We start from the raw sequence: 23,799 nt of genomic DNA, 5'->3' as shown, positions 1-23,799 counted from the left end.
CCATGGCCTTCTACGACGAAATGGCGGTGATGGCTCTGGAGATGATCACAGAGTTCGGCCAGGCAGTGACCATCAGCAAGACGGAGCCGGGCGAGTACGACCCGGAGACGGGCGGCGAAGCTCCTGGCGTGCCCGTAGAGCAAGTCGCGCAAGGCATCCTGGTCGACTTCACCGGCCAAGAATTCCAAAACAACAGCCTCATCAAGCAGGGCGACAAAAAGCTCAAAATCGCTGCGCAGGGTTTGGCCTGGGTGCCTGACTTGCTGGACAAGGTCGTTGTCCAGGGCCGCACCTGGGCTATCGTTCCGCCGCTGAAAGGAGTGAACCCCGCCGGCACGCCAATCGTGTATGAACTGCAGGTGCGGTCATGATTCAGGAGTTGAGGCCTGCTCCGTAATTGAAGCTATCGTATGAGTGGACAAAAAATTGAGGTCGTAATAGCGTTGTGCCTTAATCTTCTAGCTGTGAGCAAAGTATATGGATATGCGCGGCATTATCAGTTTGGTTGGCATGGCTGCTTTTTTCTCAACTCCAGCTTTTGCGGACACCGATGTAAAAAAAGAGATCATTGATCGATGCAAGGTTCAGATGGGGAGTTACGGATCAGCGATGGTGAAGGCTTGCGTTGATCAGGACCTAAGCGCAGTGGCTGAAATCAAGCAAATTCCAGACGAGTACAAGAAAACTGTGGCGCGTTGCATGAAGCAAATGCGCCAATACGGATTTGCCATGGTCAAAGCCTGTGCTGATCAGGATATTGAGGCCGACAAAGCACTTAAGGAGTACTGAGCTGGAGGCGCGTAATTGCCTGATTTGCGTTCGTACGCGCCGACCAATTATTCGTCGTTACTAAACCCACCGTTGAGTGGGTTTTTTTATGCTTGGTTTACAAGGAGCTGATTGTGTCTACTCGATACGCGAATCAATCCGGCAGTTTCGCCCTGAGCCTGGCCGAGTTTGCCGCTCAGACGGGTGAAGCCATTGATGCCAGTGTGCGAGAGATCATCATCGAGGTCGGCAGCAGCCTGATTCGCATGTCTCCCGTGGGTAACCCGGAGATCTGGGCGCAGAATGCTGTGGCGACGCAGTTCAACAAGGCTGTCGACGACCACAACAGCGCGCTGCGCAGCGACCCGGTGAACCTTACGAAGGGCGGGCGGCTGAAGAAGGGCCGCAAGCTCAACGACGGCATGGACCTCAAGGCGCCAGAGGGCTACGTCGGCGGCCGGTTCCGCGCGAACTGGCACATCTCGCTGGGCGTTGTCGAGAGTGTCACCTTCGACGAGGTCGACCCGAGCGGCGCAGAAACCACCGCAGCGCTGGTGGCCGCAATGAGCGACTTCACCGCCGGCCAGATGGCCTACATCATCAACAACTTGCCCTACGCGATCCCGCTGGAGTTCGGCCATTCCACCCAGGCCCCCGGCGGTATGGTCCGGGTAACCGTGGCTCGCTTCCAGCAGATCGTGCTGGATGCCATCAGGAACAACCAGGTATGAGTCACGCAATCATCGCCTCGATCTACGAGGCAAAGCTCATCTCCTGGAACGCTGTCAGGTCGGAGAAGCTGAAGCTCGTCTTCGAGAACACTGCTTACACCCCGGCGGCGGGTGAGACCTACCTGCGAGCCTTTACTATCCCGGGCGACACTGCGAGCAACACGCTCGGGGGCGATCACCGGCTGTTCACCGGAGTGTTCCAGGTGAGCATTGTTGCGCCGGCCGACACCGGCAAGGCTAAGACGAATCCAATCGCAGCAGAACTGACCGACCTGTTCCCTCTTTACGCGCGGGACACGAAGGGCGCGGCTACCGTGGTGACAATGTCGCCAGTCGACCAAGGGCCAGGCATCACTGGCGATTCGACCTACACCGTCCCGGTCTCGTTCTTGTACCGAGCCGACACCAACTGATCCCGCCCATTGGGCAAACCCAGAGACCCGCCATTGAGCGGGTTTTTTCACATCTGCAAAGAGGAAATACCCCATGGGCTACAAACTCCCGAACGGCGGCACCTTCCAGCACGCCGCAACCTACGGCGCGGCACTGGCGTTCGCTGCCATCAGCAATGCGAGCGAGGCGGTGGCTACTGTTGTCGGCGGCAACATTGCTGCTGGCGATATCGTTTTGCTCACTTCCGGCTGGAGCAAACTGGATAGCAAGGTGGTGCGCGTGAAGGCGGCCACCGCCACGGCTATCACCCTGGAAGGTATCGACACCACCGATACTCAGGTTTTCCCGGCGGCAGGCGGCGCAGGTACTATGCGCAAGGTGCTGACCTGGGTGCAGATCCCGCAGATCTCGGACGTGGCCTTCTCCGGCGGAGAGCAAAACTACCTCGACGTGGTTTTCCTCGAAGATGACCAGGGCAAGCAGATCCCCACCGACAAATCGGCGGCAAGCATGGTGCTCACCATCGCCGACGACCCGGCCCAGGCGTTCAACAGTGTTCTGCTGAAGGCTGACGCCGGCAAGCAGGTTGAAGCCGCACGCCTCAACCTGCCCGGCAACGACACTCTGCTGTACGGCACCTACACGTCGTTTTCCAAGCAACCAGCGGTATCGCGAAACAACCTGCTGACCCGTACCGTCAACTTGGCCCTGCAGTCGGAGCCGACCCGTTACCTGACTGCGGTGGTGTAACCCATGGCCAAAATTCGTATTGCGCAAAGCGCTACGTTCTATGCGCCGGTGCTGATCCCGATCGTCGGCAGCGAACCCGAGAAGGTCGAGTTCACTTTCAAGTACCGGGATCGTACCGAGCTTGCCGCTCTGTTCGATGAGTGGAACGAGGCGCGGAACAAGGCGCGGGCCGCGCTGGGCGAGAAGCCTTCTTGGTCGGAAGTGGTCGCCGTGGACACCGAGCAGCAAACACAGCAGATCAAAGACCTGGTAGTCGGCTGGGGCTTCGATGACGAATACAACGACGACAACATCGTCGCATTCGTGAAGTCATGCCAGGGCGCTGCAGAGTCCGTCGTCAAGGCCTATGAAGGCGCGTATAGCCAGGCCCGCCTGGGAAACTGACCGACGCCGCCCGCGCCATGTACTCGCCGAGCGTGCCCGACGCGATTATCGGGATGTTCGGCCTTGCCCCTGGAGATCTGGTTGAGGAAGTGGAGGTCTGGCCCTGCAACTGGCCGGCCTTCCTGCTTTTCAACCGCATGTCGACCCAGTGGAGAGCAGGCGCCGGCGGTGCGATCGGCCTCGACTACAGCTGCATCCGCGACGTGGCCGGGTTCCTCGGCATCAAGAAAAAGAAACTCGCTGAAATCTTCACTGACCTTCAGGTGCTGGAAGGCGAAGCCCTGCGCGTCATGGCGGAGGAAAGGGAAAACAGCCCGTAACCACGGGCACTTATTCAAGGTGAGTCGATGAATATTGCAGAGCTCGGCGTCAAAATCGACTCGGCCGATGCAATCCAGGCTAAGACGAGCCTGGACGAAATGGCGAAGGCCGGCGGCCGGGCCGAGCAGTCCGCTGTTTCGCTGATGAACGAAATGCAGGCGCTGGAGAAATCGCTTTCCACCAGTGCCAAAACCACCCAGGACCTGGCGAAGCAGCGTGACGCTCTCGCCAAGCTGACCAAGACCGGTGCCTATGGCGAGGCCGAGGCAGCGAAGATCTCCGCTCAGCTGGACAAGCAGCAGATCGCGCTGGCCAAGTCTGCACTCGACGAACAGAAGGCCCTGAACAGCCTGCTGGGTGCCATTGACCCGGCTCGGGCTGCACTGGCCAAGCTGGACACCCAGGTCGAGCAACTTGGCAAGCACCTGGATGCCGGGCGAATCAGCCAGGACCAGTACAACAGCGCCCTGGGTAAAATCGACAAGGATTACGCCAAGCTCGAAAAGACAACCACAGGATTCGACAAACTGCGTCTCGGCACACGTCAGGCCCAGGAAAACGTTGTTCAGCTCGGTAATGCGTTGTCGTCGGGTGACTGGGGTAGCGGCGTGCGTGCCGTGGCTCAGTTGGGCGCTGGTGCCGGGGCGGGCGCTGCTGGGCTGCTCGCGATTTTAGGGCCGCTGGCGCTGGCAACGGCTGCTGTTGGCGGTCTTGCATACGCGTACTACAAAGGCAGCGAAGAACAGGACAGCTACAACAAGTCACTGATCCTCACCGGTAACTACGCCGGTGTCAGCGCCGGGCAACTGGGCGACATGGCGCGGCAGGTCAGCGCAACCGTGGGCACCACCGGGCAGGCCGCCGCCGTGTTGGCGCTGCTGGCCGACAACGGCAAGATCGCCGGAGACAGCTTCACTAGCATTACCCAGGCCGCAGTGTCGATGCAGGAAGCCACCGGAAAGGCGATCAGCGATACGGTGGCCGAGTTCGTGAAGCTGGCTGATGACCCTGTGAAGGCCTCAGCTGCACTGAACGAGCAGTACCACTACCTGACAGCCTCGGTTTACTCGCAGATCACCGCACTTGAGGAGCAGGGCGACCACGCCGGCGCAGTGAAGCTGGCGACCGAGCAATACGCTGACGCGATCAATGAGCGCACACCGAAGATCCTGGAAAACCTCAGTTTTTGGGAGAAGGGTTACAACGCTGTAGCGCGCGCCGCCGACAACCTCAAGAACATCGGCCGTACAGATATTGGTTCCGATATTGAGCAGGCTCGCCGGAACCTGGCAAGCGCGCAATCCGGCGATATCGGCCTCTTCCAAAACAAGCAGGTGATGGTTGATTACTACACCAATCAACTGAACATGCTGGAGGACCAGCGCGACGCAGAGGCTGATATTGCGAAGCAGGAAGGCGAGCGTTCAAAGGCTCAGCAGGCTGCTGTCACGTCGATGCAGAAGATTGACGCGCTCACCAAGTCCTCCTGGACGAATGAGCAGAAGCGCACCGAGGCACTCAAGGATTACAAAAAACAGCTCGACGACATCCGCAAGGTTTCGCCGAACGACCCGCGCCTGGCCCAGGCCACGATCGATAAAAACATCTCCAACATCAACGACAAGTTCAAGGACCCCAAGGCCGCCGGCACACAGGTCGACCTGACCGCTTTCAACAACGCCAAGAACGAACTGGCGGCCATCACCGACACCTACAAAAACTACCAGAAGGAACTGGAAGCGGCGCAGAAGGCAGGCCTGCTGTCCGAGGAAGACTATCTGCTGCGGCGCCAGGCGCTGATCGGCAACCAGCTCGACCAGACGACGGCGGCCTATGAGGCTGAGATTGCGGCGCTGGAGGCAGCGAAGGGCAAGAAGTCCACGTCGGCTGCGCAAAGCATCCAGCTGGACCAGAAGATCGCCGACGCGCGCGCAGGTATGGTCAAGGCGCAGAAGGATGCCGACAGCCAGCTTGAAGTGTTGGCTACCAACGAGACCGGGCGCCTCGCTAAGCAAGAGCGGGCAATCAGCACATACGTGCAGGCGCTGGGGCAGCAACAGCGGGCCTTGGAGCTTGCAGGTCAGCGCGCAGTTCTCGGCGTAGGGCAGGGCGATCGCCAGAACGCGCTCAGCGGCGAACTGAACAGCCAGCAAGACCGATTTGCTCAGCAGTCGCTGGAGTTGGCCAACCAAAAGTCTGACCCGTCGCGCAACATGTCGGAGGAGGAGTTCAAACGGAAGTCGCAGGCGCTCGCAGATGCGAATAAGGCCGCGACGGACCAGATCCGGCAGAACTATGCGGATGTGGAGAATGCGCAGGGCGATTGGACGAAGGGGGCGACTGCGGCATGGGACAACTACCTGGACTCGGCGCAGAACATCGCTGGCCAGACCAAAAGCCTATTCGGCAACGCCTTCAGCTCCATGGAGGACTCGATCGTCAACTTCGCCATGACTGGGAAGCTTTCCTTTGCGGACTTCACCAAGTCGATTTTGGCGGATATGGCGCGTATCGCGACCCGTCAGGCGAGTTCGGCCTTGCTGGGCAGCTTGGTTGGCGCAGCGGCCAGCTACTTCGGTGGTAGCGCTGCTGGCGGCGGTAATGGCATGGCTGCCGGTTCCGCTGGCGCTACATCGTCGAACCTCGGCGCGTCCTCGGCTGGCTACTCCAGTACTTACTTTCCCCAGGCTTTGGGCGGCGCATGGTCGGGCGGTGTGCAGATGTTCGCCGACGGCGGCGCGTTCACGAATTCCATCGTGAGTAAGCCAACCTCGTTTGGCATGGCGAACGGTGACATGGGGATAGCAGGCGAGGCCGGACCAGAGGCGATCATGCCTCTCACCCGAACATCCAGCGGAAAGCTTGGCGTTATGGCCATGGGCGGGGCCGCTACGGGAGGTACGCAGATCAATGTCGAGGTGCACATCGATGGCGAGGGTAACGCCTCGTCCTCGGCTGATGCTCCCGGCTATGACCTGTTCGGCAAGGAGCTGGCCGCGTTCGTTGAGCAGAAATACCAACAGATGCGCAACAAAGACATGGGCCAGGGTGGCGTCATCAACAAAGCAATCAAGGGGCGCTGATGGCGATCGAACGTTTCACTTGGGCGACGGAGAAGGGCGCAGAGGGTGATATAGCCCAGCGCGTTCGCTCCAAGAAGTTTGGCGATGGCTACGAGCAGTCGGTCGAGGATGGCCTCAACAACCGGTCGCAGTCCTGGCCGGTGACCTTCACCGGTTTGAAGGGGCGCATCAAGGACATCATGGCGTTCCTTGACCGGCACAAAGGGGCGAAGGGCTTCCTCTGGGAGCCGCCCCTGGGTGAACTTGGCCTCTACAAGTGCAACGGCTACAAGCCAGTGCACCGAGGCGGCCAGGTCTACGCCATCACCGCGACCTTCCAGCAAACCTTTCACCCCTGAGATAACAGCCCATGGCACTGATCACGGACATCCAGAAACTGGAGCCCGGCGGCGAGATTCGCCTGTTCGAAATTGACGGTACCGAATACGGCGCCGATTACCTGCGCTTCCACGGTCACGCTATCCCGCACACGCCAGAGGAATTGCTTGCCTACGAAGGCTCTGAAGAGGATCTGCCCGCCAAGTCGATTATCTGGCAGGGCCAGGAGTACGCGGCCTGGCCTGTTCAGATTGAAGGCATTTCTTCGAGCAGCGACGGCACTGCCTCTCGGCCCACGTTCGCTGCCGGCAACGTCAACGGGCGGGTCACGGCATTGTGCCTGGCCTTCGAGGACATGCTGAAGTTCAAGCTGACGGTCCGTGAGACGCTGGCGCAGTACCTGGACGCAGCGAACTATCCTGACGGCAACCCAACTGCTGACCCGACACAGGAAGCGCTGGAGATCTGGTACATCGACCAGAAAACCAGCGAAGACGGCGAGGCGGTGGTCTGGGAGCTGTCTTCCCCGGGTGAGATCGACAACCATGGTTTGCCCGGCCGGCAGATGACCACCTTCTGCCACTGGGCCATGACCAACGGTTACCGCGGGCCGGACTGCGGCTATACCGGCGCGGCTATGTTTGATGACGAAGACAACCCAACAGACGATCCGTCGAAGGATCAGTGCAAGGGCTGCCTGTCTTCCTGCAAGCTGCGCTTCGGCGAGAACAACGAACTGTCCTTCGGTGGATTTCCCGCCGTTTCCCTGATTGCCCGGAGCTGACCATGCGCAAGCACATCATCGCGGCTATCCAGGCGCACGCGTCGGCCCAATATCCGAAAGAGTGTTGCGGCCTACTGCTGGCCATCGGGCGCAAGCAGAAGTATTTCCCGTGCCGGAACATTGCCACGGAGCCGAGCGAAGAGTTCAGGCTCGACCCCGAGGACTACGCCGCGGCGGAGGACTTGGGCGAAGTGATCGGCATCGTTCACTCGCACCCGGACGCTACCAGCAGGCCGTCACCGCATGACTTGGCCATGTGCGAGGCCACGGCCTTGCCTTGGCACATTCTGTCGTGGCCGGAGGGGGATTTAAGGACGATCACGCCTACGGGCAGCACGCCGCTGCTCAATCGCCCGTTCGTGCATGGGGCCTGGGATTGCTGGCAAGTCTGCGCTGATTGGTTTGCACGCGAATGGGGTTTGGAGTTTGAAGCCTTCCAGCGCGTCGATGGCTGGTGGGAGCGCGCAGAGAACGCCAGCCTGTACGAGGCGAACTACGAGGCTGCGGGCTTTGTGCGTGTCGACCGGCCACAGCGAGGGGATCTGATTGTTATGCAGGTCGGGCGCACGGCTCACCCTAATCATGCGGGGATCTACCTGGGCACTGACCCAGCGCTACCAGGCGAAGAGTCGGGCACATTCGGCCCGGGCCCATTCCTGCTACACCACCTGTACGGCAGGCCGTCGGAAATCATCGTCTTTGGCGGCCCCTGGCACGACCGAACGCGCCTGATCCTCAGGCACAAAGACGCTAAACAACCAACATGACGCGGCATGGCCGCAGGAGATATATATGAATCAGCCATTTGAAGTAACTGAAGATGGAAAAGTGCGCATTGCCGGAGTTGTAATTCGCGACAATGCGCCCATCAATTAAAGAGGCTTAGCCCCCACGCCGTTTTTGATGGCTTCTTGAACATTGCTCAGATCACCCCCGACAGCGTCTAGGGCAAGGTTAAACGCCCCCGAATCTGCCGACGGCTGACGGGTATTCTTGAAGAAACTTACATACTTTTGGAGTTCGGCCGCGTCGTAGTCCGGTCGCGAGCGCAAGTAAAGCGATATCGCGCCGAATGCGGCGATGATCCCTGCCTCGGTGGAGCTTATTGGTGTTGTCATGCTGACCTCCAGGTCATAAACGCGCCGAAATTGGTGCAACCCCAGTCCTTGGGCTTGCAGGCGAAGGACTGGGAAATCCTTTAATCGACTTTAATCTCCTTCAACCCGTCATTGGGCTGAATGGTGATATCAATTCCTTCGAGGACGCCATCCTCTCCTCGGGTGAGCTCTAACGACATGCCTGGTATGAGAGTTTGCTCAACTATCCATCCACCTGCGAAGCGGTACTTCACATCAACTGGATGAGGCTGGCCTTTGAAGTTAACGGTCAGCCTCTTCCCGACTTCAGTCTTCTTCAGTGCTTCAACAAGTGCGCGCGAAAGTTCGTCTTCTCCGTCCATAGCGATCTCCAATTGAGAGGCACAAAGCTACTACGCTGCCGATCAACCCGGTTACTGGTATTCCATCCACGCTGGATGCCTGGACAGGCACGAGGTACAGTGCTTGGATTTCGAGTTTCCCTATCCACCTGAATCGCAAGGATGCCCCATGCGTAAAATCTTGGTAGCTCTGTGGCTAACTATTCCAACGCTCCTGCTGTCTGGCTGCTCTGTGTCGACGTTCAATAAGTATGCAACCTTGCAATTTTATGAGTGGAATCGAACGAACGTTCAGTACAATTACTTTGATGGCAAGTCAGGCATGCTGAGTTCTAATCCCAACTTTCGGAATAGAATGCTGCCCGCACGGATAGCCGATAACAATCAATGGATGGACTTCAACGATGACATGGGGCGAGTCATAAAGACGTTTGGAAATACTCTACATCGCGACACATTTCCAGCTGGGCTGGAGCCGATTAAAGAGTTTGTTGCCTGGAGTCAGCTTCCGCCAATGCAGCGCTTGAATATGCGCGATACGTTGAATGCCAAGCCTGAGTTCACGTCGATTAAAGCTCGACTTGTTCTTGAGCGCGGCACGGGGGAGCCGCTGCTTGTTTTTACAGGCAGTTCGCTACCTTGGGAGACAGCCCCGCAGTATGCGATCGACAAAGTTAACGCTGTCAGAATGCTGGTTAATGCCCAGATCTGGTATGAGATTTTGAAGTAGCAGGTTTCCGAGAAAGTCGATGGCAGATCTGGCAGCCCAGCCCCGCGCTGGGCTTTTTGCATCTCCCCCTCAGTGCTACAGTCCCGCCAAACCAAAGAGGGAACGACATGCGGACTTTGATAGCGGCGGTAGCGGTGGCTGCATCTTATTCGGCAGCCTCAACGGCGATGGCCTCTGACGACTTCAAGGTGCAGGTTCTTACTCGGGCTCTCGCTTATCGTGAATGTGTAGAGTCATATGCTCGTGCTCACTCGGCCCAGGCACATCCCCGACTGAGATTGCAGACGCCTCGAATGTTAGGTGTCAAAAGCAGTTTGAAGAGTTCAGAAGCTACTATCAGGCCAACATCGTAGATAGCTTCCCTATTGACGCATCCAGCGCAAAATCTAAAAACGTTACGACTCAAGCAAAATCGTATCTGCAGGCTCAGATGATCCAAAGCTTGAAGGAGGTGCAGGATGCTGCGAAAGGCGAGGCGGCCGCCATAGTTATCGACCAGAGAAACCAATGACATCAAAGCCCAGCCCGCGTGGGGCTTTTTGACTGGATCTCTGTAAAGACGACGTCTGTAGCAGTTCCAGATTTGCTGTTGATCTTTTTGGACCGGGTGAGGTTAGGGGACCAGAAATCGGGTCCTCGGCAAATTTGCAGATAATGGCCATTTGAGGGTATAAGCAGGCCGTGCTGCCACTTGCGCGGCGTCTAAACGGACTTTGGGACCATTATGGATTTGTCGACGGTAAAAATTGCTAAATACTCAGGTCAAAAGATCTGGATGGTTCGAGCCTCCCAAGGAAAGTACTTTCAGCATTTTCGATATAATAATGTTTTGTCGATTGGTCATCTCGACGGATTTTACGAACATGTTAATGATGGCCGCGGGGTTCCGAGCAAAGAGGAACTATTGGAGTTGATGCTCCGCAAGCCGGAGTTTCGTGACGAGGGTAAGGGCGCTGCGAGTAAGAAGCTAAATGGGCACGGTACCTCAACCTATAATCAAATCGTTCATTTTTTACATGATGTAAAAAAAGGCGATTTAATCGTAACGCTTAATGGTGCTTCGATTTTGGTCGGAGTTTGCACCTCTGATGATGCTTTCTTTTCGTCGGATGAGTTAGAGCCTTCAGAGGGGGCCGAATCCAAAGTAAAGGTTAAACTGGATCAGCGACTACGACGGAACGTCATGTGGGGGCCTGTTGTACCCCGTTCATCCATCAGTGGAGGATTGAAGAAGGCTTTTCAATCCAGACAGACAGTTGTTAATCTCAGTACGCACTGGATCGATGTTTTTGGGTTGATATATCCTTTTGTTTTTGATGGAAGTCGTCTTCACTTCTCTACACATATTGGCCTCGGTACTGCAATCAATGGGAAAGTGATAAGTAAGCTATTTGAAAACTTGTCGAACGTTGAACTCATTGCAAAAAGTTTTCTTGAGAATAATCTGGATGCTGACTTCGTCAAAAGGTTGCTTTCCGATGATTTTGATTGGGACGAATATAAGGTAACTACCAAAGCCCAGTTTATGTCACCTGGGGATATTTATAGCTCTGCAGAGGTGCCCTTAATAGGGGATCTGCTTGCGGCAATAAAATTAGTTGCAATTATCTTTCTGCTTAATGCTGGTGTGGTGATGGCTAATGATGCTTCTCAGCAAATGACGGGGAACACTAAAAGTAGCGCGGATTACTCTCCGTCCGCTTTAATTGACGAGCGAAATTCTCCGCGCGTGGGAACCTCCAATTTGGACAGGATGCTAGGGGAAGCTCTTGAACAAAATACCCCCGAACTGAATAAAATTGCAGATGAGAAAAAGGTTCAGGAAGTCAATTCAAATCTTAAAATCACAATACCAACATACGACACGGAAATTTTAGAGAGAGAAGGCAGGTTGGATGTCGTCGGGGTGAAGGGCAATGAGAAGTAGTGTAATAGATGTTGCGGGCGTAACGTTCGTTGCTACGGCAATTTCGTACGCGACAGGAATTGCTTACTATAACGCTCTTTTTCGTGGGTTGAATGGTAATCCTGATCTGTTTACTGTTCCGCTGGAGAAGGTATTATTTGAGGGCGGTAGGCAGCTAGCATACATCGCTTTTTGGCCTATTTTGTACCTATCGCTGGCTGTAATTTTGGCGGTATTTGTAGCCGGCATCGCGAAGAAGACGAAGTTTAGGTGGTTACGGCTGCTTGTTATTTGCATTTCGCGCTGTAATTTTTCAAACGCTTTGCGAAAAATACATTAGGCCCTCTTGTTTTTGCTCATGACGATGGTCACCTCCTACGCTTTCACTGCTGGAAAAAAGGCCGGTGATTCTTTTGCACGACAAGCATCATGTGTGAAAGGCGTCGTGCAGGCTGACCTGGGAGAGTTTACCGGGTGTGTGATTTATAAGACTGATGCTGAACTTTGGATTGCAGTCAGAGAAGGGCAGAAAAGTGTTCTTCTGAATATTCCGGCAGACAAGTATAAGTCTTTGAGGGTGTACTGAACTAGTTTGCTTGTCGGGACAAAAAGCCCAGCTCCGCGCTGGGCTTTTTGCATCTGGCGGGCATGAAAACGCCCGGCTGGCCGGGCTTGCTGTTTTCAGTCAAGCACTGGACGCATGAAGCTTCTCTCGGAGCTGACAATGAATCTCTTCTCCGCTGCCAAGGCGAAAGTGCTGATGCATTCGGGGTCAGTTTTGGACTCTTCGCGATAACGCTCGTACTCCGCAAGGCTCGGAAAGCTGAAAAGGCAATAGGCGACGTTGCTGGCGCCCTCGGCAGGAAGGAAGTAACCGTGGTGGGTTCCTCCCATGCGGTTGACTATGCCAATCCACAGTTTCGAATAGTGCTCAAAGGCTTCGATTTGATAAGGGTCAATCTGATACTTCAGGTGGCAGGTGATCACGCGAGTCGTCCTTGTCCAGTTTGAATGCGCAGCTTACTGGACATCCATGTGATTGGTAAAACTCGACAAGGTGCTGGGCTTTTTGCATCTGCCCCCCAGTGCTACAGTCCCGCCAAACCATAGAGGGAACGACATGAAAGTTTTTGTAGGGGTATTGGCGCTCGTATCGATGGCAGGTTGCGCAAGTGTAGGTGACACCCGTAGCAACCCCCCGCTCTTATCGCTGCAATCAAGTAAGCCAGCGAAAGTTGTCGCGGAATGCATACGCGACGGCTGGCAGGGGACTACCGTGCTGGGCGCTGGAATTGGCGGGATTCTGCAGACATCTGGTGACCGCTATACGATCTTGGCGCCAGATGCTCAGGCCCCACTGCACTTGGTGGATGTGATCCCGAAAAAAGGAGGATCAAGCGTCCGCTATCACTTCTACAGAACCTGGCAGTCTCCGCTTGAGAGAGTCGTCGATGTAGTGAAGTCCTGCGCCAAATAGGCAAGGAAAACAAATAAGCCACCTCCGGGTGGTTTTTTATTATCTGGAGAAAAGCTATGGCTGCACTTGCTATCTACTACTCGCCGATGGAAACGATCCGGCTCGGGGGAATGCTGCGGCAGTTTGGAAAACAGTACAGGCTTTCTATTCGTACCCCGGCAGAAGCGATAAAGGCGCTTTGTGTACAAATACCAGGCTTTGAAAGGTTCCTGTCTAACGCCAAGTCTAGGGGTATGGAGTTCGCTGTTTTCCGAGGGAAGAAAAACATCGGCGAGGATGAACTCTGCTTTCAGGGCAAAGGGGAAATCAGGATCGTCCCCGTCATTACCGGCTCAAAACGTGCAGGCTTGCTACAAACCATTATTGGGGTGGTAATCGTTGCGTTGGCGTGGTGGAACCCGCTTGGCTGGTCGGCAGCTACGGCGCTTGCGGTAGGGATGGGCGGCGGCTCAATGGCTATTGGTGGCGCTATTCAGATGCTCAGTCCTCAAGCTGGTGGCCTGAAGATGAGTGCAGCCCCGGAAAACCAACCTTCTTACGCATTTGGATCGGCGAGAAATACCACCGCCTCCGGCAATCCTGTACCGCTTTGCGCTGGTAGGCGGCGATGGGGTGGCGCAATCATCAGTGCCGCCATTTATTCCGAAGATAAGGCCTAGAAATAGGATGTAGCACCGCACCGCCCAAGAGGCGGTTTTTTATTGCCTGGAGAAAAGCATGGGCGCAGCACAGAAGCTGGATATTCACGGATCCAAAGGCGGGGAAGACAAGCCAAAGACGCCGACCGAGGCGCCGGATAGCCTGCGCTCTGTAGCAATTGCCAAGATGCTGATTGCCGTTGGCGAGGGTGAGTTTGAAGGCACGCCGACTGCTCGCGATATTTGTCTCGACAACACCCCGCTGCAAGATCCTCAAGGCAACATGAACTTCCCGAACGTGAAGTGGGAGTGGCGTACCGGGGCCGTTGATCAAACCTCGATTGGTGGAATTCCTTCAGTCGAAAACGAGACGACGATCAGCACAGAATTGCGCAGCGGAACACCTTGGGTGCGCGCCATAACCAACACTCAGCTTTCCGCTGTTCGTGTGCGTTTTGCGTGGCCAGCCCTTCAATCTGTTGACTCTGGCGGCAACATTAATGGCTACCGCATCGCGTACAAGGTCGAATTGGCTACCGACGGCGGCGCCTACCAGCAAGTTCTGAGCGAAGCTGTCGACGGCAAGACCACCAGCGTGTACGAGCGCACCCGCCGCATCGATTTGCCGAAGGCTACTTCTGGCTGGCTGATGCGCATCACGCGCCTGACGATCAACCAAAACAACAACAAAATCTCCGACACCATGCAGATCGCCGGGTTTACCGAGGTGATTGACGCAAAGATTCGTTACCCGAACACAGCCCTGCTCTACATCGAGTTCTCGGCCGAGCAGTTCCGCAATATCCCGGCTGTCACCGTTGAGTGTGATGGCCGAAAGTGGCAAGTGCCAAGTAACTACGATCCGCGCTCCCGCAGCTATGCCGGAATTTGGGATGGCACGTTCAAGGAGGCGTGGACGGATAATCCCGTTTGGCACACCCACGGCATCACCACAAATGATCGGTTCGGTCTTGGACGGCGCATTAAGCCGTGGATGGTCGATATCTGGGAGTTGTATCGGGTTTCCCAATACTGCGACCAACTGGTGCCAGACGGGAAGGGCGGCCAGGAGCCGCGCTTCATATGCAACCTGAACCTGCAGAGCAAGGCTGACGCTTGGTCACTGCTGCAAGATATCTCGGCAATCTACCGAGGCATGACCTACTGGGCCCAAGGCCAGGTGTTCACACTCGCGGATATGCCGCGCGCTACCGACTTCGACTTTGCCTACACCCGGGCGAACGTCATCGATGGCAAGTTCACCTACTCGAGCGCGTCGGAGCGCACCCGCTACACGCGGGCGCTGATCAGCTACGACAATCCGGCGAACAACTACGACACCGACGTCACGGCCGTGACCGACCAGAAGCTGCAGCGGCGCTACGGCGACAATCCGCTTGAGATCAGCGCCATTGGCTGCACCCGTGAATCCGAGGCGCAGCGCCGCGGCAAGTGGGCGCTGCTTACCAACTCGAAGGATCGGGCCGTTACCTTCAAGGTCGGCCTCGATGGACGCATTCCGCTGCCTGGCTACGTGATCCCGATCGCTGACGAATTACTTGCGGGCCGGCCGGTGGGCGGGCGCATCTCGGCGGTTAATGGCAAGGTCATCACCCTGGACCGCGACACCCAGGCCAAGCCCGGCGATCGGCTGATCCTCAACCTGCCAGACGGCAAGTGCGAGGGCCGCACGGTGCAGTTGGTAAGTGGCCGGCAGATCACGGTGACCGTTGCCTACTCCGTTACGCCAGAGCGCGAACTGGTGTGGGCGCTGGATGCTGACGACCTGGCTATCCCGCTTTATCGCGTGGTCAGCGTGGCGCGGCCAGAGCCGGGCGTGTTTGAAATTTCGGCCGTTCAGTACGATCCGAGCAAGTTCGATCACATCGACACCGGGGCCCGGTTGGAAGAGCGGCCAATCAGCGTTGTGCCGATCACTGTCGTTCCGGCGCCGGCGAGCGTCACCATCACGTCGAACTACTCGGTGGACCAGGGCCTGGCGATCAGCACCATGAACATCTCGTGGCCAGCTGTGGCTGGCGCGGTCGCGTATGAAGTGGAGTGGCGTAAGGACAGCGGTAACTGGATCAAGCTGCAGCGCACGGGCGCGACAAGTGTGGATGTCACCGGCATTTACTCGGGCGCCTATCTGGCCCGTGTTCGATCGATCAGCGCCTTCGAGATCTCTTCGATCTGGAAGAGCTCCAATCTGACCAACCTGGAAGGGAAGGTCGGCCTGCCGCCGGCGGTGGCGTTCCTGCGCACCACCAGCTTGGTCTATGGCATTGGGATTCAGTGGGGCTTCCAAACTGGCTCGGAGGACACTCAGCGGACAGAGCTCTGGTACAGCCAGTCGGCTGACCTGACTACCGCGATGAAGTTGAGCGACTTCAGCTACCCGCAAGCCGCTCACGAGATGCACAGCCTCCTGGCAGGGGCGAGCCTATATTTCTGGGCCCGCCTCGTGGATCGCACCGGTAACGTGGGGCCTTTCTGGCCTATCCCTGGGGCTGTGAATGGTCGGGCCAGTTCCGACCAGGCCGAATACGACAAGTACTTCGCTGAGAAGATCGGCAAGGGGGCGCTGTACCAGAGCTTGCGTGAGGAGATCGACCTTATTACTGGTGATGGCCCTGGGTCGGTCAATGATCGACTTGAGAAGGCCAAGCAGGAACTGGAAGATCTGATATCTGAAGTGGTCGACGCGCTGGAATACGTGCCGAGCAAAACTTATGTAAAGGGCGACATGGTTCGCGTGGGTCAGCAGCTATTCCAAGCGACCACCGCGGTCCCAGTCAATACGACGCCGCCGAACGCAAACTACTGGTTCAACCTAGGCACCATCGCCGAAACAAATGCAGCTATGGCCTTGGAGATCAGCAAGAACAAGACCGCTATCGAAGACGTCGACGGGAAAGTCACTGCGACCGCCGAGCGCCTGGAAGGTGTCTATGCGCTGGTGAAATCCGAATCAGCAGGTTCGGAGGAGGGGAGCGCCGGTGACAGCACTTCGTCCGCTGGCGTTTGGTCGCTTATGTCTGCAATTGCTGAGCGGGACTTTGCCCAGTCACAGCGCACAGACATCGTCGAAGCAAAAGTTCGAGATAACGCGGCCAGCATCACGACCGTGCAGAACACCGTGGCCACTGATAAGGCAGCGACTGCTGAGGAAATCAGAACCCTCAAGACCACAGCCGGCAATAACTCTGCGGCAATTCAGGTGGTCAGCAGGGCCCAGGCGACCACTGACGGGAAGGTTTCGTCGATGGTGACTTTCAAGGCGGAGACAATAACTGGCGGGAAAAAAGTCGCCTCGGGGTTTGCGTTCGGGTCGGATGGAGAGCAGGCGGAGTTCCTCATATTCGCGCAGCGGTTCGCTGTGGTCGATGAAGTGAGCGGTCAGTTGGTGCCGATGTTCGTGGTGCAGAACAACCAGGTAGTCCTCAATCAAGCAATTATCAGCAAGGCCTTCATCCAAGAAATCATTCTGGGTATGAATCTCAGATCTGAAGCGGTCGATTCGAAAGGCCGACCTCTGTTGGAGATCAACGTCAAGGCCGGGACATTCACGCTGCGTAGTGCTGGCACTGGCGGATCCTCTCTTCTCAACAACGATGGTCTCGCGGTTTACGACGGTAGTGACGTGCGCCGCACCATGGTCGGGAGGCTTTCGTAATGGATGAGTTTGGAATGGCGACCTGGAGCGCAACCGGCGCTCCAGAGTTGAACGCAGCTTCACTTACAATGAGGGTCGTATACAGCGCTGTTATTTCGCCTTCAACTTGGGGTACCGCTAAGTTCATTGATATAGCCATTGCTGGGATCACGCCTCAGAACGCAGCAGCATTTCCGACCCCTGTCGGGCCTGTCGACGCTGCGAATTCAGCTCAGGTCGAGCCCGAAGTTCTAAACGGCGTAGTAAGAGTTTGGAAAACTATCCGAGGTGACCCCTACGGTAACTCCTCAAGAACTGGTGTCCAGCAAAGACTGGTAGTAGTGAGGTTTAAGTGATGGCTGAAACTTACGGTTTACTATTCACGGCAGGAGATGATAATCGTGTTGTCATTGACTCCGAGTTTTTTCGAATGTCTACGGTTTATAAGGGGCGCTACGTTCCAAATGAATCAGACGGTTATTCATCCTCTACTATGTTTCCTGCCCCAATAACGACCCAGGAGCAGCCGCTGGTTTTTATTCGACCAGATAGCGCCAATGGCGTTATCGGTATGAGTAACTTGGAGATTTACGGAAGCCCAGGAAATTGGACTGGGTTCAGGGTAAGGCGCTATGACAGATACACCATACAGCCTTCGGGTAGATGGTTTGTTGCTAATTTTGTCGCTCAGCCCACGGCCATATACGGCGGTCGAATTTGGAATGCTGAGAAAGCGTTGATATATGACTCTGGATCTCCCGCTGCTCTTTTTGTTCGGTCCAGCAACTCATGGACTTATACCGGTGCTGGACAGACAGGTCAGGGGCTTTCGGTTACATATTTTAGTGCGCCATTTAATATGCAGGAGCATGAATATTTCCTAATAAATAATTTCATAATGGCCGCAGTTGCCGGAAGTTCTGGTTCAGGGGCAAGGCAAATCGGAGCTATGTGGGATTACCCGTCAAGACTTTTAAAGATTGCGCTTGTCGCGAACGCTGGTAATACGGTTTTTACCGGTATAACTGTGATGATCGCCAAAATTATTCAATAGGTATTCTATGGCTAGGCAAGAAATTATTCTCGGTACTCCACCACAGGGCATTGGTGGTGATCCACCTCGCACTGCGAGCATGAAGATTAATGCAATGACACTGGAGTTGTTTGCATCCCTCGGCGCTGAAGGTGGTTCGCTTCCAGTAGTTTTGCCAGTGGCCAAAGGGGGCACGGGGCGAAGCTCACTTGGCAACGCAGTGACGGCAGACCTCGTTACCGGCAGAACCGATACGACGGCGGGAAGGGTCCTGACTGTTGGGTATAGCGGCCTCGGGGCTACTTCAAATGGATATGAATCTGATTTGAACCTGATTGCATCCACGAGGATGTTTTTTTGGGGGGCGGGGCAAACAGCGAACATCCCAAGTGGCGCAGATTATGGCGAAGGTATCGCTTTTATGGGCGCAGAAGCATCAACCATGGCGATGCTTCTTATTAGTCACGACTCTGACCGCACATGGATCCGACGAAAGCGTGCAAGTACTTGGCAGCCATATGTCCAGATTTACACAACAGCAAACACAACCCGTGCTGCTGACGGCACCCTGAAGGCGGTCTGACCATGGCAAGAGCAGCAATCAACATCCTTGGCGCAACGGGCGCGACCTATGACTTTGTAACCCAGGGCGACACCACTGTTAAATCGGCGCGATTGTCGAAGGGCGTTTATCAGATTGTCGGATGTCTCGGCATGGTTCCGTTCCCGCCGGTAGATGACGGGTGGGGCTACACGGTCAACCAAGTGGATTCACGAGCAGACGTTGAAATCGAGTTTGCCGACGGCCTGCTGACTGTGACAGTGACCAAGGACGGCGTCCCTTACGATCTGAAACACATGATAACCCTGCATATCCTGGTGCCAGATGCGGCGCCGTCACCACCTCCATCAATTCAGGCCTCTACCGATATCGTCGAGCAAGCGCCGGCGGAAGAAACTGAGACCTAAAGCCTGCCTGAACACCACGCCCGCCTTGAGCGGGTTTTTATTGCCTGGAGAAAAGTATGACCACTTCCGAAAAAGACCGGGACATCCTGGCGCGCACGCTGTGGGGCGAGGCCCGCGGCGAAGGCCCGGACGGCCAAGTCGCTGTGGCCTGGACCATCCGCAACCGTGTGTTCGACGGCAAGGACAAGTCTTGGTGGGGTGAGGGCTACGCGGGCGTGTGCCTGAAGCCATGGCAGTTCAGCTGCTGGAACCAGAACGACCCGAACTATGCTTACCTCAGCGGCGCCAAACCGATCCCGGCTACGCAGTTCGCCCAGGCTCAGCGCGCTGCTGACCAAGTTATAGCTGGCTCGGTACCGGATCCAACTGGCGGCGCTACGCACTACTACGCAACCACGATGCCCAAGGCACCTGCCTGGGTGGCGAAGGCCAAGCAGACGCTGCGCCTCGGGCACCACGTCTTCTTCAAGGATGTGCCGTGATGACGCCCGTGCAGAACTTGGCCGGGCTGGCGCTGCTGATCCTGGTGCTGATGGCCAGCGCCGCCGGCGTCACCTGGCAGGTCCAGGACTGGCGAATGGGCAAGAAACTCGCCGAGCAGGCCGGCTTGCACAAGGATGACCTGGCAGCGATCAGCAGTGCCGCCGCCGCCCAGGCCAGAACCCAGCAGGACAAACGCCTGGCCACTGAGCAGCAACTTGCCGCGCAGGACCAACAACACACGAAGGAGTTATCCGATGCCCGACGTAACCAGGCTGTTCTGCGCGATCGCCTTGCCACTGCTGATGTCCGGCTGTCAGTCCTCCTCGAGGATCCAGCCAGTGGCTGCGACGTGCCTTCCGCCCCCGGCGCCTTCAGCGTGGTTCATGCAACCCGTCGAGCCCAACTTGACCCAGCGCATGCTCAAAGAATTATCGCCATAACCGATGAAGGTGATAATGGGTTGATAGCATTACGAGCATGCCAAGATTACGTCCGAGCTATAAACCAATCTCATTGAAATTCAATAGTTCGCATGTCAGATAAGCCGTGTTATTCGGATTCATTCAGCAGCGGGTTAGTGAAAAAAACGCACCCTATCAACGTTGCAAATAAAGCTAAAGTTTCTTCCAGCTCCGGGTCTTCAAATAGTATCGAACGCGAATCTAGGGCGCATAGAGCACCATATAACCTACCATCGGGAAGGAATATAGGAACACCAGCATAACTTTCTATCGCATACCGTTTAACCACTGCACGACTGGAGTATCTACCGTCTTCGCTGATTTTAGGAATAAATAGTGCCTTAGGGTCTCTCCTGAGCTCGCTGCAGAGCGTGATTTCCAGCTCTAGCGTGTCACCTGCCTCTATCCCCATATGCAACGGGTCGTGAGCTGAGCAGACCACCCAGTCTGTTTCGGTGAACTTCGCGATCCCAGCAAATCGCATTCCCGTAAGACGTGTTACGAGTTTTAAAATGCTGGAGATCGCCTCAATTTCAGCCAAAGCTGATCGTTCATCTAAACTGAGCATAGAGTGCAAGGTGATTTCAGGGCTAACCATATTCCACCTATGCTGTGTTTAGCTGGGCGTGCCGTATTGGCTTATGAGAGATTGGGCAACAAAGCTAGAGTTGGCTGACCCATTTCCTATGTTCTGAATCGAAGAACTAAATCGTTTAGGTTGACGGCCAGACGAGAAAGTTCGTTGCTGGCTGTAAGCGTTTGCCGAGTGCCTTCACTGCTCTGCACTGCAAGGTCGCGGATGCTTATCAGGCTGCGATCGACATCCCGCGCCACGTGAGCCTGTTCCTCAGAAGCGGTTGCAATTTGGATATTCCTATCGTTAATTTCGAGCACGGAATCAATGATTTGACGCAGCGACTGGCCCGCCTGTTCCGCAGTGTCTCGCGTGCTATAAACCTCGGATGTGCTTTTTTTCATTGATTCGACCGCGGCAGATGAGCCTGCTTGAATCGTGGATATCATCTGTTCAATTTCTTGCGTCGATGTTTGCGTTCGGTGCGCCAGCGCTCGAACTTCATCTGCGACTACGGCGAAACCGCGACCCTGTTCTCCTGCACGAGCCGCTTCAATTGCGGCGTTCAAAGCTAGCAAGTTGGTTTGCTCAGCAATCGCCCTAATCACACTCAGAACTTTGCTAATGTCTTGCGCTTGGCCTGCAAGTTCTCTCACCTGATCTGATGACACTTCAACCAAACCCGTCAAGCCACGCATCGCCGTCAAAGTTTCAGTGACTTTTTGATTGCCGAGATCTGCAGCCATGCTCGACTGCATCGCTGCTTCAGATGTGGAGTTGGCGTTTCTTGCAACCTCTTCAACCGCCGCACTCATTTCAGTTACTGCGGTAGCAGCTTGCTCTATCTCACTGTTCTGCTGCTGAAGTGTGCGATCAGCGCTTTCAGTGATCGACGTCATTTCGACGGCAGCAGTGCTCAGTTGGGATGAAGCTCCCGAGATTTCTAGAATTGTGTGTCGCAAATTTTTCTGCATCAGATTCAATGCATGCATCAAGCGCGAAGCTTCATCTGAACCTGTTACTTCAAGATCATGAGTAAGGTCGCCAGCAGCGATATTCTCCGCCAATTTTAGTGATGAGCTGATTGGAATAGTGATGCTGTTAGTGAACAAAATCGCCAGCGCTATAGTTAAGATAAATGCCACGATTAGCACCGCTATCAAAACTTTGACGCTATGGTTATATACGTCGGTCGCGTCGACCCCAGATACCTCGGCTTGGCGTGTATTTTGGTCTCGCAGAAGCGTCAGCTGCTCTTGATAGGTGTTGGCTCTATTTGCCTGCTCTGTGTTGGCAAAAATGACAGCCTGATCATGATCGGATGAATCTAAAGCGATTACTTTTTTGAGACCTTCGATGTACGCATGCATAGCCTGGTTAGCCTTCGCGAACTGGATTTCGTCCTGCTCACCAGACATTAAATGTGCACGATAAAAATCAGTTTTTACCTGAAGTGTCTGCATAGATTCTTCGACCTTTGACAGTGAGAAATCATGCACATCTTTCGTGGTACTTGAGAGCATGCGGATACTTTCAAGGCGGGCGTGAAGGAGGGCGATCTGGATGTCGTCAATGACTTGGATACTTGGGAGGGAGTTTTGCTCAATGTTCTGCTCTGTAGCACGCAGCCGATCAATTTGAAGATAAGAGAAGCCTGCCAAGCTGATTAGCAGGAATGTGATTAGGCCAAAACAGGCGAAGGCTCTTCGCGCGATACTTAAGGATCTCAATTTCATATAGGCCTCCGAAGGCCGGATTTGGTGGCGTGGCATTTCCACGTCATTTTGCTGATCACGAACAAAGGCAGCCTTTTCATGCGGCACAGTGAATTCCATTTACAGCTTGCAGGCTTAAGGCTGAAACGAGGAACGCAAAAGAATGCATTGGAATGATAGAGGCGCTAAATAATTGCGCGCTAAGTAAATGCGTATGCACTCTGTCTGCTGAATTTGGCCCGTTTTGGTAGCGCGACGTCCGGGACGTGCCATGCTATGTGCCAGCGATTACAGGCAGAGCGCACAGCAGAACACTCCGATATCATTGGATATGGGCAGGGAACAATGGATAAGCGGCTTGCAGGCATTTCATTCCTGCTCACTCTCGGCTGGGTCTCAGCCGTTGTGTTCGTCATGTGGTTTTTCAGTTGATGGATACGGCTCGATAAGCTCCGATCCCTGGTTCCTGACATTGCCAACAGCCCTCCCAACCTGAAACCACTCAAACTCTTCGGTCGGCTGACACAGCTCTTTCGCGATTTCCTCTGCGCGTGCCGGTGAAAGATCTGGATCAAGCCATTCATTGGCGTGTTTCGGGGCAAGTACCAGTGGCCGACGGTCATGTATGTCCACCATGCCTTGGTCACTGGCAGCAGTGATGATGACGAAGCCGTCGTCCTCATGCGGTTCAAGGCCTGGGTTTACTTGAGCCAAGGCTCCAAAGAACATCGGCTTTCTGCTTTTCAGTCGGATGAAGTAGGGCTGTTTCTTTCTCGGGTCGTCCGGGTCTTTAACCCATTCATACCAGCCTTCGCTGGGTACAATCGCGCGGCCAGTTGGCCAAAGCTGTTTGAAGAACTTGCCAGTGGTCACGGTTTCGAGCCGAGCATTTATCGGATCAGGGCGCTTTCCTTTCGCCCAGAACGGCGCCCACCCCCATTGCACAGCGTCAATGTGCAACCCATCCTCTTTGCTGTGCAGCAGCTGCACGCGCGTCGTGGGAGCCACGTTAAACCGATTGATCGGCTGTGCATCGTAGCCACTGAACAATTCGATCTGAGGGCTCAGTTCCTCCATGTAGATCGCCATTCCCTCGTACTGCACGAATCGACCGCACATAGATACGCCTCCGCCTGTCGAAATCCCCCATAGAGAAATTGACCGCAAGCCGCTTACAAAGTTAACTGT

General features: G+C 55.4%; 26 protein-coding genes. 20 read left to right on the top strand and 6 right to left on the bottom strand.

Annotation, left to right across the window (positions count from 1 at the left end; genetic code table 11):
* Positions 1–2: 2 nt before the first annotated feature.
* The 11 genes from ACVWXD_RS11245 to ACVWXD_RS11195 all read left to right on the top strand — a co-directional run bounded on the left by ACVWXD_RS11245 (position 3) and on the right by ACVWXD_RS11195 (position 8,299).
* Positions 3–371 carry a hypothetical protein gene (locus ACVWXD_RS11245; RefSeq protein ID WP_427584154.1) on the top strand — a complete coding sequence of 123 codons (369 nt, stop codon included), beginning with the start codon at positions 3–5 and terminating at the stop codon, positions 369–371.
* Positions 372–483: 112 nt separating this feature from the next.
* Positions 484–789, top strand: a complete 306-nt coding sequence (locus tag ACVWXD_RS11240; protein WP_427584153.1) for a hypothetical protein — start codon at positions 484–486, stop codon at positions 787–789.
* 113 nt (positions 790–902) lie between these two features.
* The gene (locus ACVWXD_RS11235; RefSeq protein WP_457371007.1) at positions 903–1,499 is read left to right on the top strand and encodes a hypothetical protein; all 597 of its coding nucleotides are present in this window, start codon (positions 903–905) and stop codon (positions 1,497–1,499) included.
* Positions 1,496–1,912 carry a phage tail terminator-like protein gene (locus ACVWXD_RS11230; RefSeq protein WP_457371006.1) on the top strand — a complete coding sequence of 139 codons (417 nt, stop codon included), beginning with the start codon at positions 1,496–1,498 and terminating at the stop codon, positions 1,910–1,912. Before ACVWXD_RS11235 ends, ACVWXD_RS11230 begins: the two co-directional genes overlap by 4 nt.
* A 73-nt stretch (positions 1,913–1,985) precedes the next feature.
* Positions 1,986–2,642, top strand: coding sequence for a phage tail protein (locus ACVWXD_RS11225; protein WP_457371005.1), 657 nt, complete (start codon positions 1,986–1,988; stop codon positions 2,640–2,642).
* A 3-nt stretch (positions 2,643–2,645) separates the two neighbouring features.
* Positions 2,646–3,026 (top strand): phage tail assembly chaperone, encoded by a 381-nt coding sequence (locus ACVWXD_RS11220; protein WP_457371004.1) that lies wholly within the window; start codon positions 2,646–2,648, stop codon positions 3,024–3,026.
* 17 nt (positions 3,027–3,043) lie between these two features.
* Positions 3,044–3,346, top strand: a complete 303-nt coding sequence (locus ACVWXD_RS11215) for a DUF1799 domain-containing protein (RefSeq protein ID WP_457371003.1) — start codon at positions 3,044–3,046, stop codon at positions 3,344–3,346.
* Positions 3,347–3,373: 27 nt separating this feature from the next.
* On the top strand, positions 3,374–6,430 hold the full coding sequence (locus ACVWXD_RS11210; protein ID WP_457371002.1) for a phage tail tape measure protein: 3,057 nt from the start codon (positions 3,374–3,376) through the stop codon (positions 6,428–6,430).
* Complete coding sequence (locus tag ACVWXD_RS11205) at positions 6,430–6,768, top strand: phage tail protein (RefSeq protein WP_095184924.1); 339 nt, start codon at positions 6,430–6,432, stop codon at positions 6,766–6,768. Before ACVWXD_RS11210 ends, ACVWXD_RS11205 begins: the two co-directional genes overlap by 1 nt.
* An 11-nt stretch (positions 6,769–6,779) precedes the next feature.
* Positions 6,780–7,532: a phage minor tail protein L gene (locus ACVWXD_RS11200; protein ID WP_457371001.1), complete on the top strand. Its 753-nt coding sequence runs from the start codon at positions 6,780–6,782 to the stop codon at positions 7,530–7,532.
* Positions 7,533–7,534: 2 nt separating this feature from the next.
* Entirely contained in the window at positions 7,535–8,299 is a 765-nt protein-coding gene (locus ACVWXD_RS11195) for a C40 family peptidase (protein ID WP_457371000.1), read from the top strand.
* A 105-nt stretch (positions 8,300–8,404) separates the two neighbouring features.
* Here the strand turns inward: ACVWXD_RS11195 and ACVWXD_RS11190 are convergent, their stop codons facing one another.
* A complete protein-coding gene (locus ACVWXD_RS11190; RefSeq protein WP_457370999.1) occupies positions 8,405–8,650 on the bottom strand; it encodes a hypothetical protein in 246 nt (81 codons plus the stop codon).
* 80 nt (positions 8,651–8,730) lie between these two features.
* Positions 8,731–8,991 carry a hypothetical protein gene (locus tag ACVWXD_RS11185; RefSeq protein ID WP_122753971.1) on the bottom strand — a complete coding sequence of 87 codons (261 nt, stop codon included), beginning with the start codon at positions 8,989–8,991 and terminating at the stop codon, positions 8,731–8,733.
* A gap of 148 nt (positions 8,992–9,139) precedes the next feature.
* Here ACVWXD_RS11185 and ACVWXD_RS11180 point away from each other — a divergent pair, with 148 nt between their 5' ends.
* Both ACVWXD_RS11180 and ACVWXD_RS11175 read left to right on the top strand, forming a co-directional pair.
* Positions 9,140–9,700 carry a hypothetical protein gene (locus tag ACVWXD_RS11180; RefSeq protein ID WP_122753970.1) on the top strand — a complete coding sequence of 187 codons (561 nt, stop codon included), beginning with the start codon at positions 9,140–9,142 and terminating at the stop codon, positions 9,698–9,700.
* A gap of 724 nt (positions 9,701–10,424) precedes the next feature.
* Positions 10,425–11,627, top strand: coding sequence for a hypothetical protein (locus ACVWXD_RS11175; RefSeq protein WP_457370998.1), 1,203 nt, complete (start codon positions 10,425–10,427; stop codon positions 11,625–11,627).
* Positions 11,628–12,287: 660 nt separating this feature from the next.
* On the opposite strand, the gene ACVWXD_RS11170 is transcribed toward ACVWXD_RS11175, so the two are convergent.
* Positions 12,288–12,593: an NIPSNAP family protein gene (locus ACVWXD_RS11170; protein ID WP_122681605.1), complete on the bottom strand. Its 306-nt coding sequence runs from the start codon at positions 12,591–12,593 to the stop codon at positions 12,288–12,290.
* Positions 12,594–13,139: 546 nt separating this feature from the next.
* On the opposite strand from ACVWXD_RS11170, the gene ACVWXD_RS11165 reads away from it, so the two are divergent.
* The 7 genes from ACVWXD_RS11165 to ACVWXD_RS11135 all read left to right on the top strand — a co-directional run bounded on the left by ACVWXD_RS11165 (position 13,140) and on the right by ACVWXD_RS11135 (position 20,378).
* Entirely contained in the window at positions 13,140–13,742 is a 603-nt protein-coding gene (locus ACVWXD_RS11165; RefSeq protein WP_017528114.1) for a tail assembly protein, read from the top strand.
* 58 nt (positions 13,743–13,800) lie between these two features.
* Positions 13,801–17,397, top strand: a complete 3,597-nt coding sequence (locus ACVWXD_RS11160; protein WP_457370997.1) for a host specificity protein J — start codon at positions 13,801–13,803, stop codon at positions 17,395–17,397.
* A gap of 334 nt (positions 17,398–17,731) precedes the next feature.
* Positions 17,732–18,430, top strand: coding sequence for a hypothetical protein (locus ACVWXD_RS11155; protein WP_457370996.1), 699 nt, complete (start codon positions 17,732–17,734; stop codon positions 18,428–18,430).
* Positions 18,431–18,509: 79 nt separating this feature from the next.
* The gene (locus ACVWXD_RS11150) at positions 18,510–18,992 is read left to right on the top strand and encodes a hypothetical protein (RefSeq protein WP_164558481.1); all 483 of its coding nucleotides are present in this window, start codon (positions 18,510–18,512) and stop codon (positions 18,990–18,992) included.
* 2 nt (positions 18,993–18,994) lie between these two features.
* Entirely contained in the window at positions 18,995–19,378 is a 384-nt protein-coding gene (locus ACVWXD_RS11145; protein WP_457370995.1) for a phage tail protein, read from the top strand.
* A gap of 56 nt (positions 19,379–19,434) precedes the next feature.
* Positions 19,435–19,860 (top strand): cell wall hydrolase, encoded by a 426-nt coding sequence (locus ACVWXD_RS11140; protein ID WP_122753964.1) that lies wholly within the window; start codon positions 19,435–19,437, stop codon positions 19,858–19,860.
* Positions 19,860–20,378 carry a lysis system i-spanin subunit Rz gene (locus ACVWXD_RS11135; RefSeq protein ID WP_421560648.1) on the top strand — a complete coding sequence of 173 codons (519 nt, stop codon included), beginning with the start codon at positions 19,860–19,862 and terminating at the stop codon, positions 20,376–20,378. The genes ACVWXD_RS11140 and ACVWXD_RS11135 overlap by 1 nt, the downstream gene beginning before the upstream one ends.
* 32 nt (positions 20,379–20,410) lie before the next feature.
* On the opposite strand, the gene ACVWXD_RS11130 is transcribed toward ACVWXD_RS11135, so the two are convergent.
* The 3 genes from ACVWXD_RS11130 to ACVWXD_RS11120 all read right to left on the bottom strand — a co-directional run bounded on the left by ACVWXD_RS11130 (position 20,411) and on the right by ACVWXD_RS11120 (position 23,730).
* Positions 20,411–20,920 carry a GAF domain-containing protein gene (locus ACVWXD_RS11130; protein ID WP_122681595.1) on the bottom strand — a complete coding sequence of 170 codons (510 nt, stop codon included), beginning with the start codon at positions 20,918–20,920 and terminating at the stop codon, positions 20,411–20,413.
* 86 nt (positions 20,921–21,006) lie between these two features.
* The gene (locus ACVWXD_RS11125; protein ID WP_457371585.1) at positions 21,007–22,632 is read right to left on the bottom strand and encodes a methyl-accepting chemotaxis protein; all 1,626 of its coding nucleotides are present in this window, start codon (positions 22,630–22,632) and stop codon (positions 21,007–21,009) included.
* A gap of 375 nt (positions 22,633–23,007) precedes the next feature.
* Complete coding sequence (locus tag ACVWXD_RS11120; protein ID WP_457371584.1) at positions 23,008–23,730, bottom strand: SOS response-associated peptidase family protein; 723 nt, start codon at positions 23,728–23,730, stop codon at positions 23,008–23,010.
* Positions 23,731–23,799 lie beyond the last annotated feature (69 nt).

The sequence above is a fragment of the Pseudomonas sp. TE3911 genome (genome assembly GCF_054062775.1).
The sequence above is the reverse complement of the archived record's forward strand: the minus strand, read 5'-3'. Positions and strand labels throughout refer to the sequence as shown.

Coding starts and splice junctions, on each gene's coding strand:
- ACVWXD_RS11190 (WP_457370999.1), bottom strand. CDS start 8,650: ATGACAACACCAATAAGCTCCACCGAGGCAGGGATCATCGCCGCATTC.
- ACVWXD_RS11180 (WP_122753970.1), top strand. CDS start 9,140: ATGCGTAAAATCTTGGTAGCTCTGTGGCTAACTATTCCAACGCTCCTG.
- ACVWXD_RS11215 (WP_457371003.1), top strand. CDS start 3,044: ATGTACTCGCCGAGCGTGCCCGACGCGATTATCGGGATGTTCGGCCTT.
- ACVWXD_RS11165 (WP_017528114.1), top strand. CDS start 13,140: ATGGCTGCACTTGCTATCTACTACTCGCCGATGGAAACGATCCGGCTC.
- ACVWXD_RS11130 (WP_122681595.1), bottom strand. CDS start 20,920: ATGGTTAGCCCTGAAATCACCTTGCACTCTATGCTCAGTTTAGATGAA.
- ACVWXD_RS11240 (WP_427584153.1), top strand. CDS start 484: ATGCGCGGCATTATCAGTTTGGTTGGCATGGCTGCTTTTTTCTCAACT.
- ACVWXD_RS11160 (WP_457370997.1), top strand. CDS start 13,801: ATGGGCGCAGCACAGAAGCTGGATATTCACGGATCCAAAGGCGGGGAA.
- ACVWXD_RS11120 (WP_457371584.1), bottom strand. CDS start 23,730: ATGTGCGGTCGATTCGTGCAGTACGAGGGAATGGCGATCTACATGGAG.
- ACVWXD_RS11205 (WP_095184924.1), top strand. CDS start 6,430: ATGGCGATCGAACGTTTCACTTGGGCGACGGAGAAGGGCGCAGAGGGT.
- ACVWXD_RS11140 (WP_122753964.1), top strand. CDS start 19,435: ATGACCACTTCCGAAAAAGACCGGGACATCCTGGCGCGCACGCTGTGG.
- ACVWXD_RS11135 (WP_421560648.1), top strand. CDS start 19,860: ATGACGCCCGTGCAGAACTTGGCCGGGCTGGCGCTGCTGATCCTGGTG.
- ACVWXD_RS11225 (WP_457371005.1), top strand. CDS start 1,986: ATGGGCTACAAACTCCCGAACGGCGGCACCTTCCAGCACGCCGCAACC.
- ACVWXD_RS11210 (WP_457371002.1), top strand. CDS start 3,374: ATGAATATTGCAGAGCTCGGCGTCAAAATCGACTCGGCCGATGCAATC.
- ACVWXD_RS11155 (WP_457370996.1), top strand. CDS start 17,732: ATGGCTGAAACTTACGGTTTACTATTCACGGCAGGAGATGATAATCGT.
- ACVWXD_RS11150 (WP_164558481.1), top strand. CDS start 18,510: ATGAAGATTAATGCAATGACACTGGAGTTGTTTGCATCCCTCGGCGCT.
- ACVWXD_RS11245 (WP_427584154.1), top strand. CDS start 3: ATGGCCTTCTACGACGAAATGGCGGTGATGGCTCTGGAGATGATCACA.
- ACVWXD_RS11145 (WP_457370995.1), top strand. CDS start 18,995: ATGGCAAGAGCAGCAATCAACATCCTTGGCGCAACGGGCGCGACCTAT.
- ACVWXD_RS11200 (WP_457371001.1), top strand. CDS start 6,780: ATGGCACTGATCACGGACATCCAGAAACTGGAGCCCGGCGGCGAGATT.
- ACVWXD_RS11220 (WP_457371004.1), top strand. CDS start 2,646: ATGGCCAAAATTCGTATTGCGCAAAGCGCTACGTTCTATGCGCCGGTG.
- ACVWXD_RS11125 (WP_457371585.1), bottom strand. CDS start 22,632: ATGAAATTGAGATCCTTAAGTATCGCGCGAAGAGCCTTCGCCTGTTTT.
- ACVWXD_RS11185 (WP_122753971.1), bottom strand. CDS start 8,991: ATGGACGGAGAAGACGAACTTTCGCGCGCACTTGTTGAAGCACTGAAG.
- ACVWXD_RS11175 (WP_457370998.1), top strand. CDS start 10,425: ATGGATTTGTCGACGGTAAAAATTGCTAAATACTCAGGTCAAAAGATC.
- ACVWXD_RS11230 (WP_457371006.1), top strand. CDS start 1,496: ATGAGTCACGCAATCATCGCCTCGATCTACGAGGCAAAGCTCATCTCC.
- ACVWXD_RS11195 (WP_457371000.1), top strand. CDS start 7,535: ATGCGCAAGCACATCATCGCGGCTATCCAGGCGCACGCGTCGGCCCAA.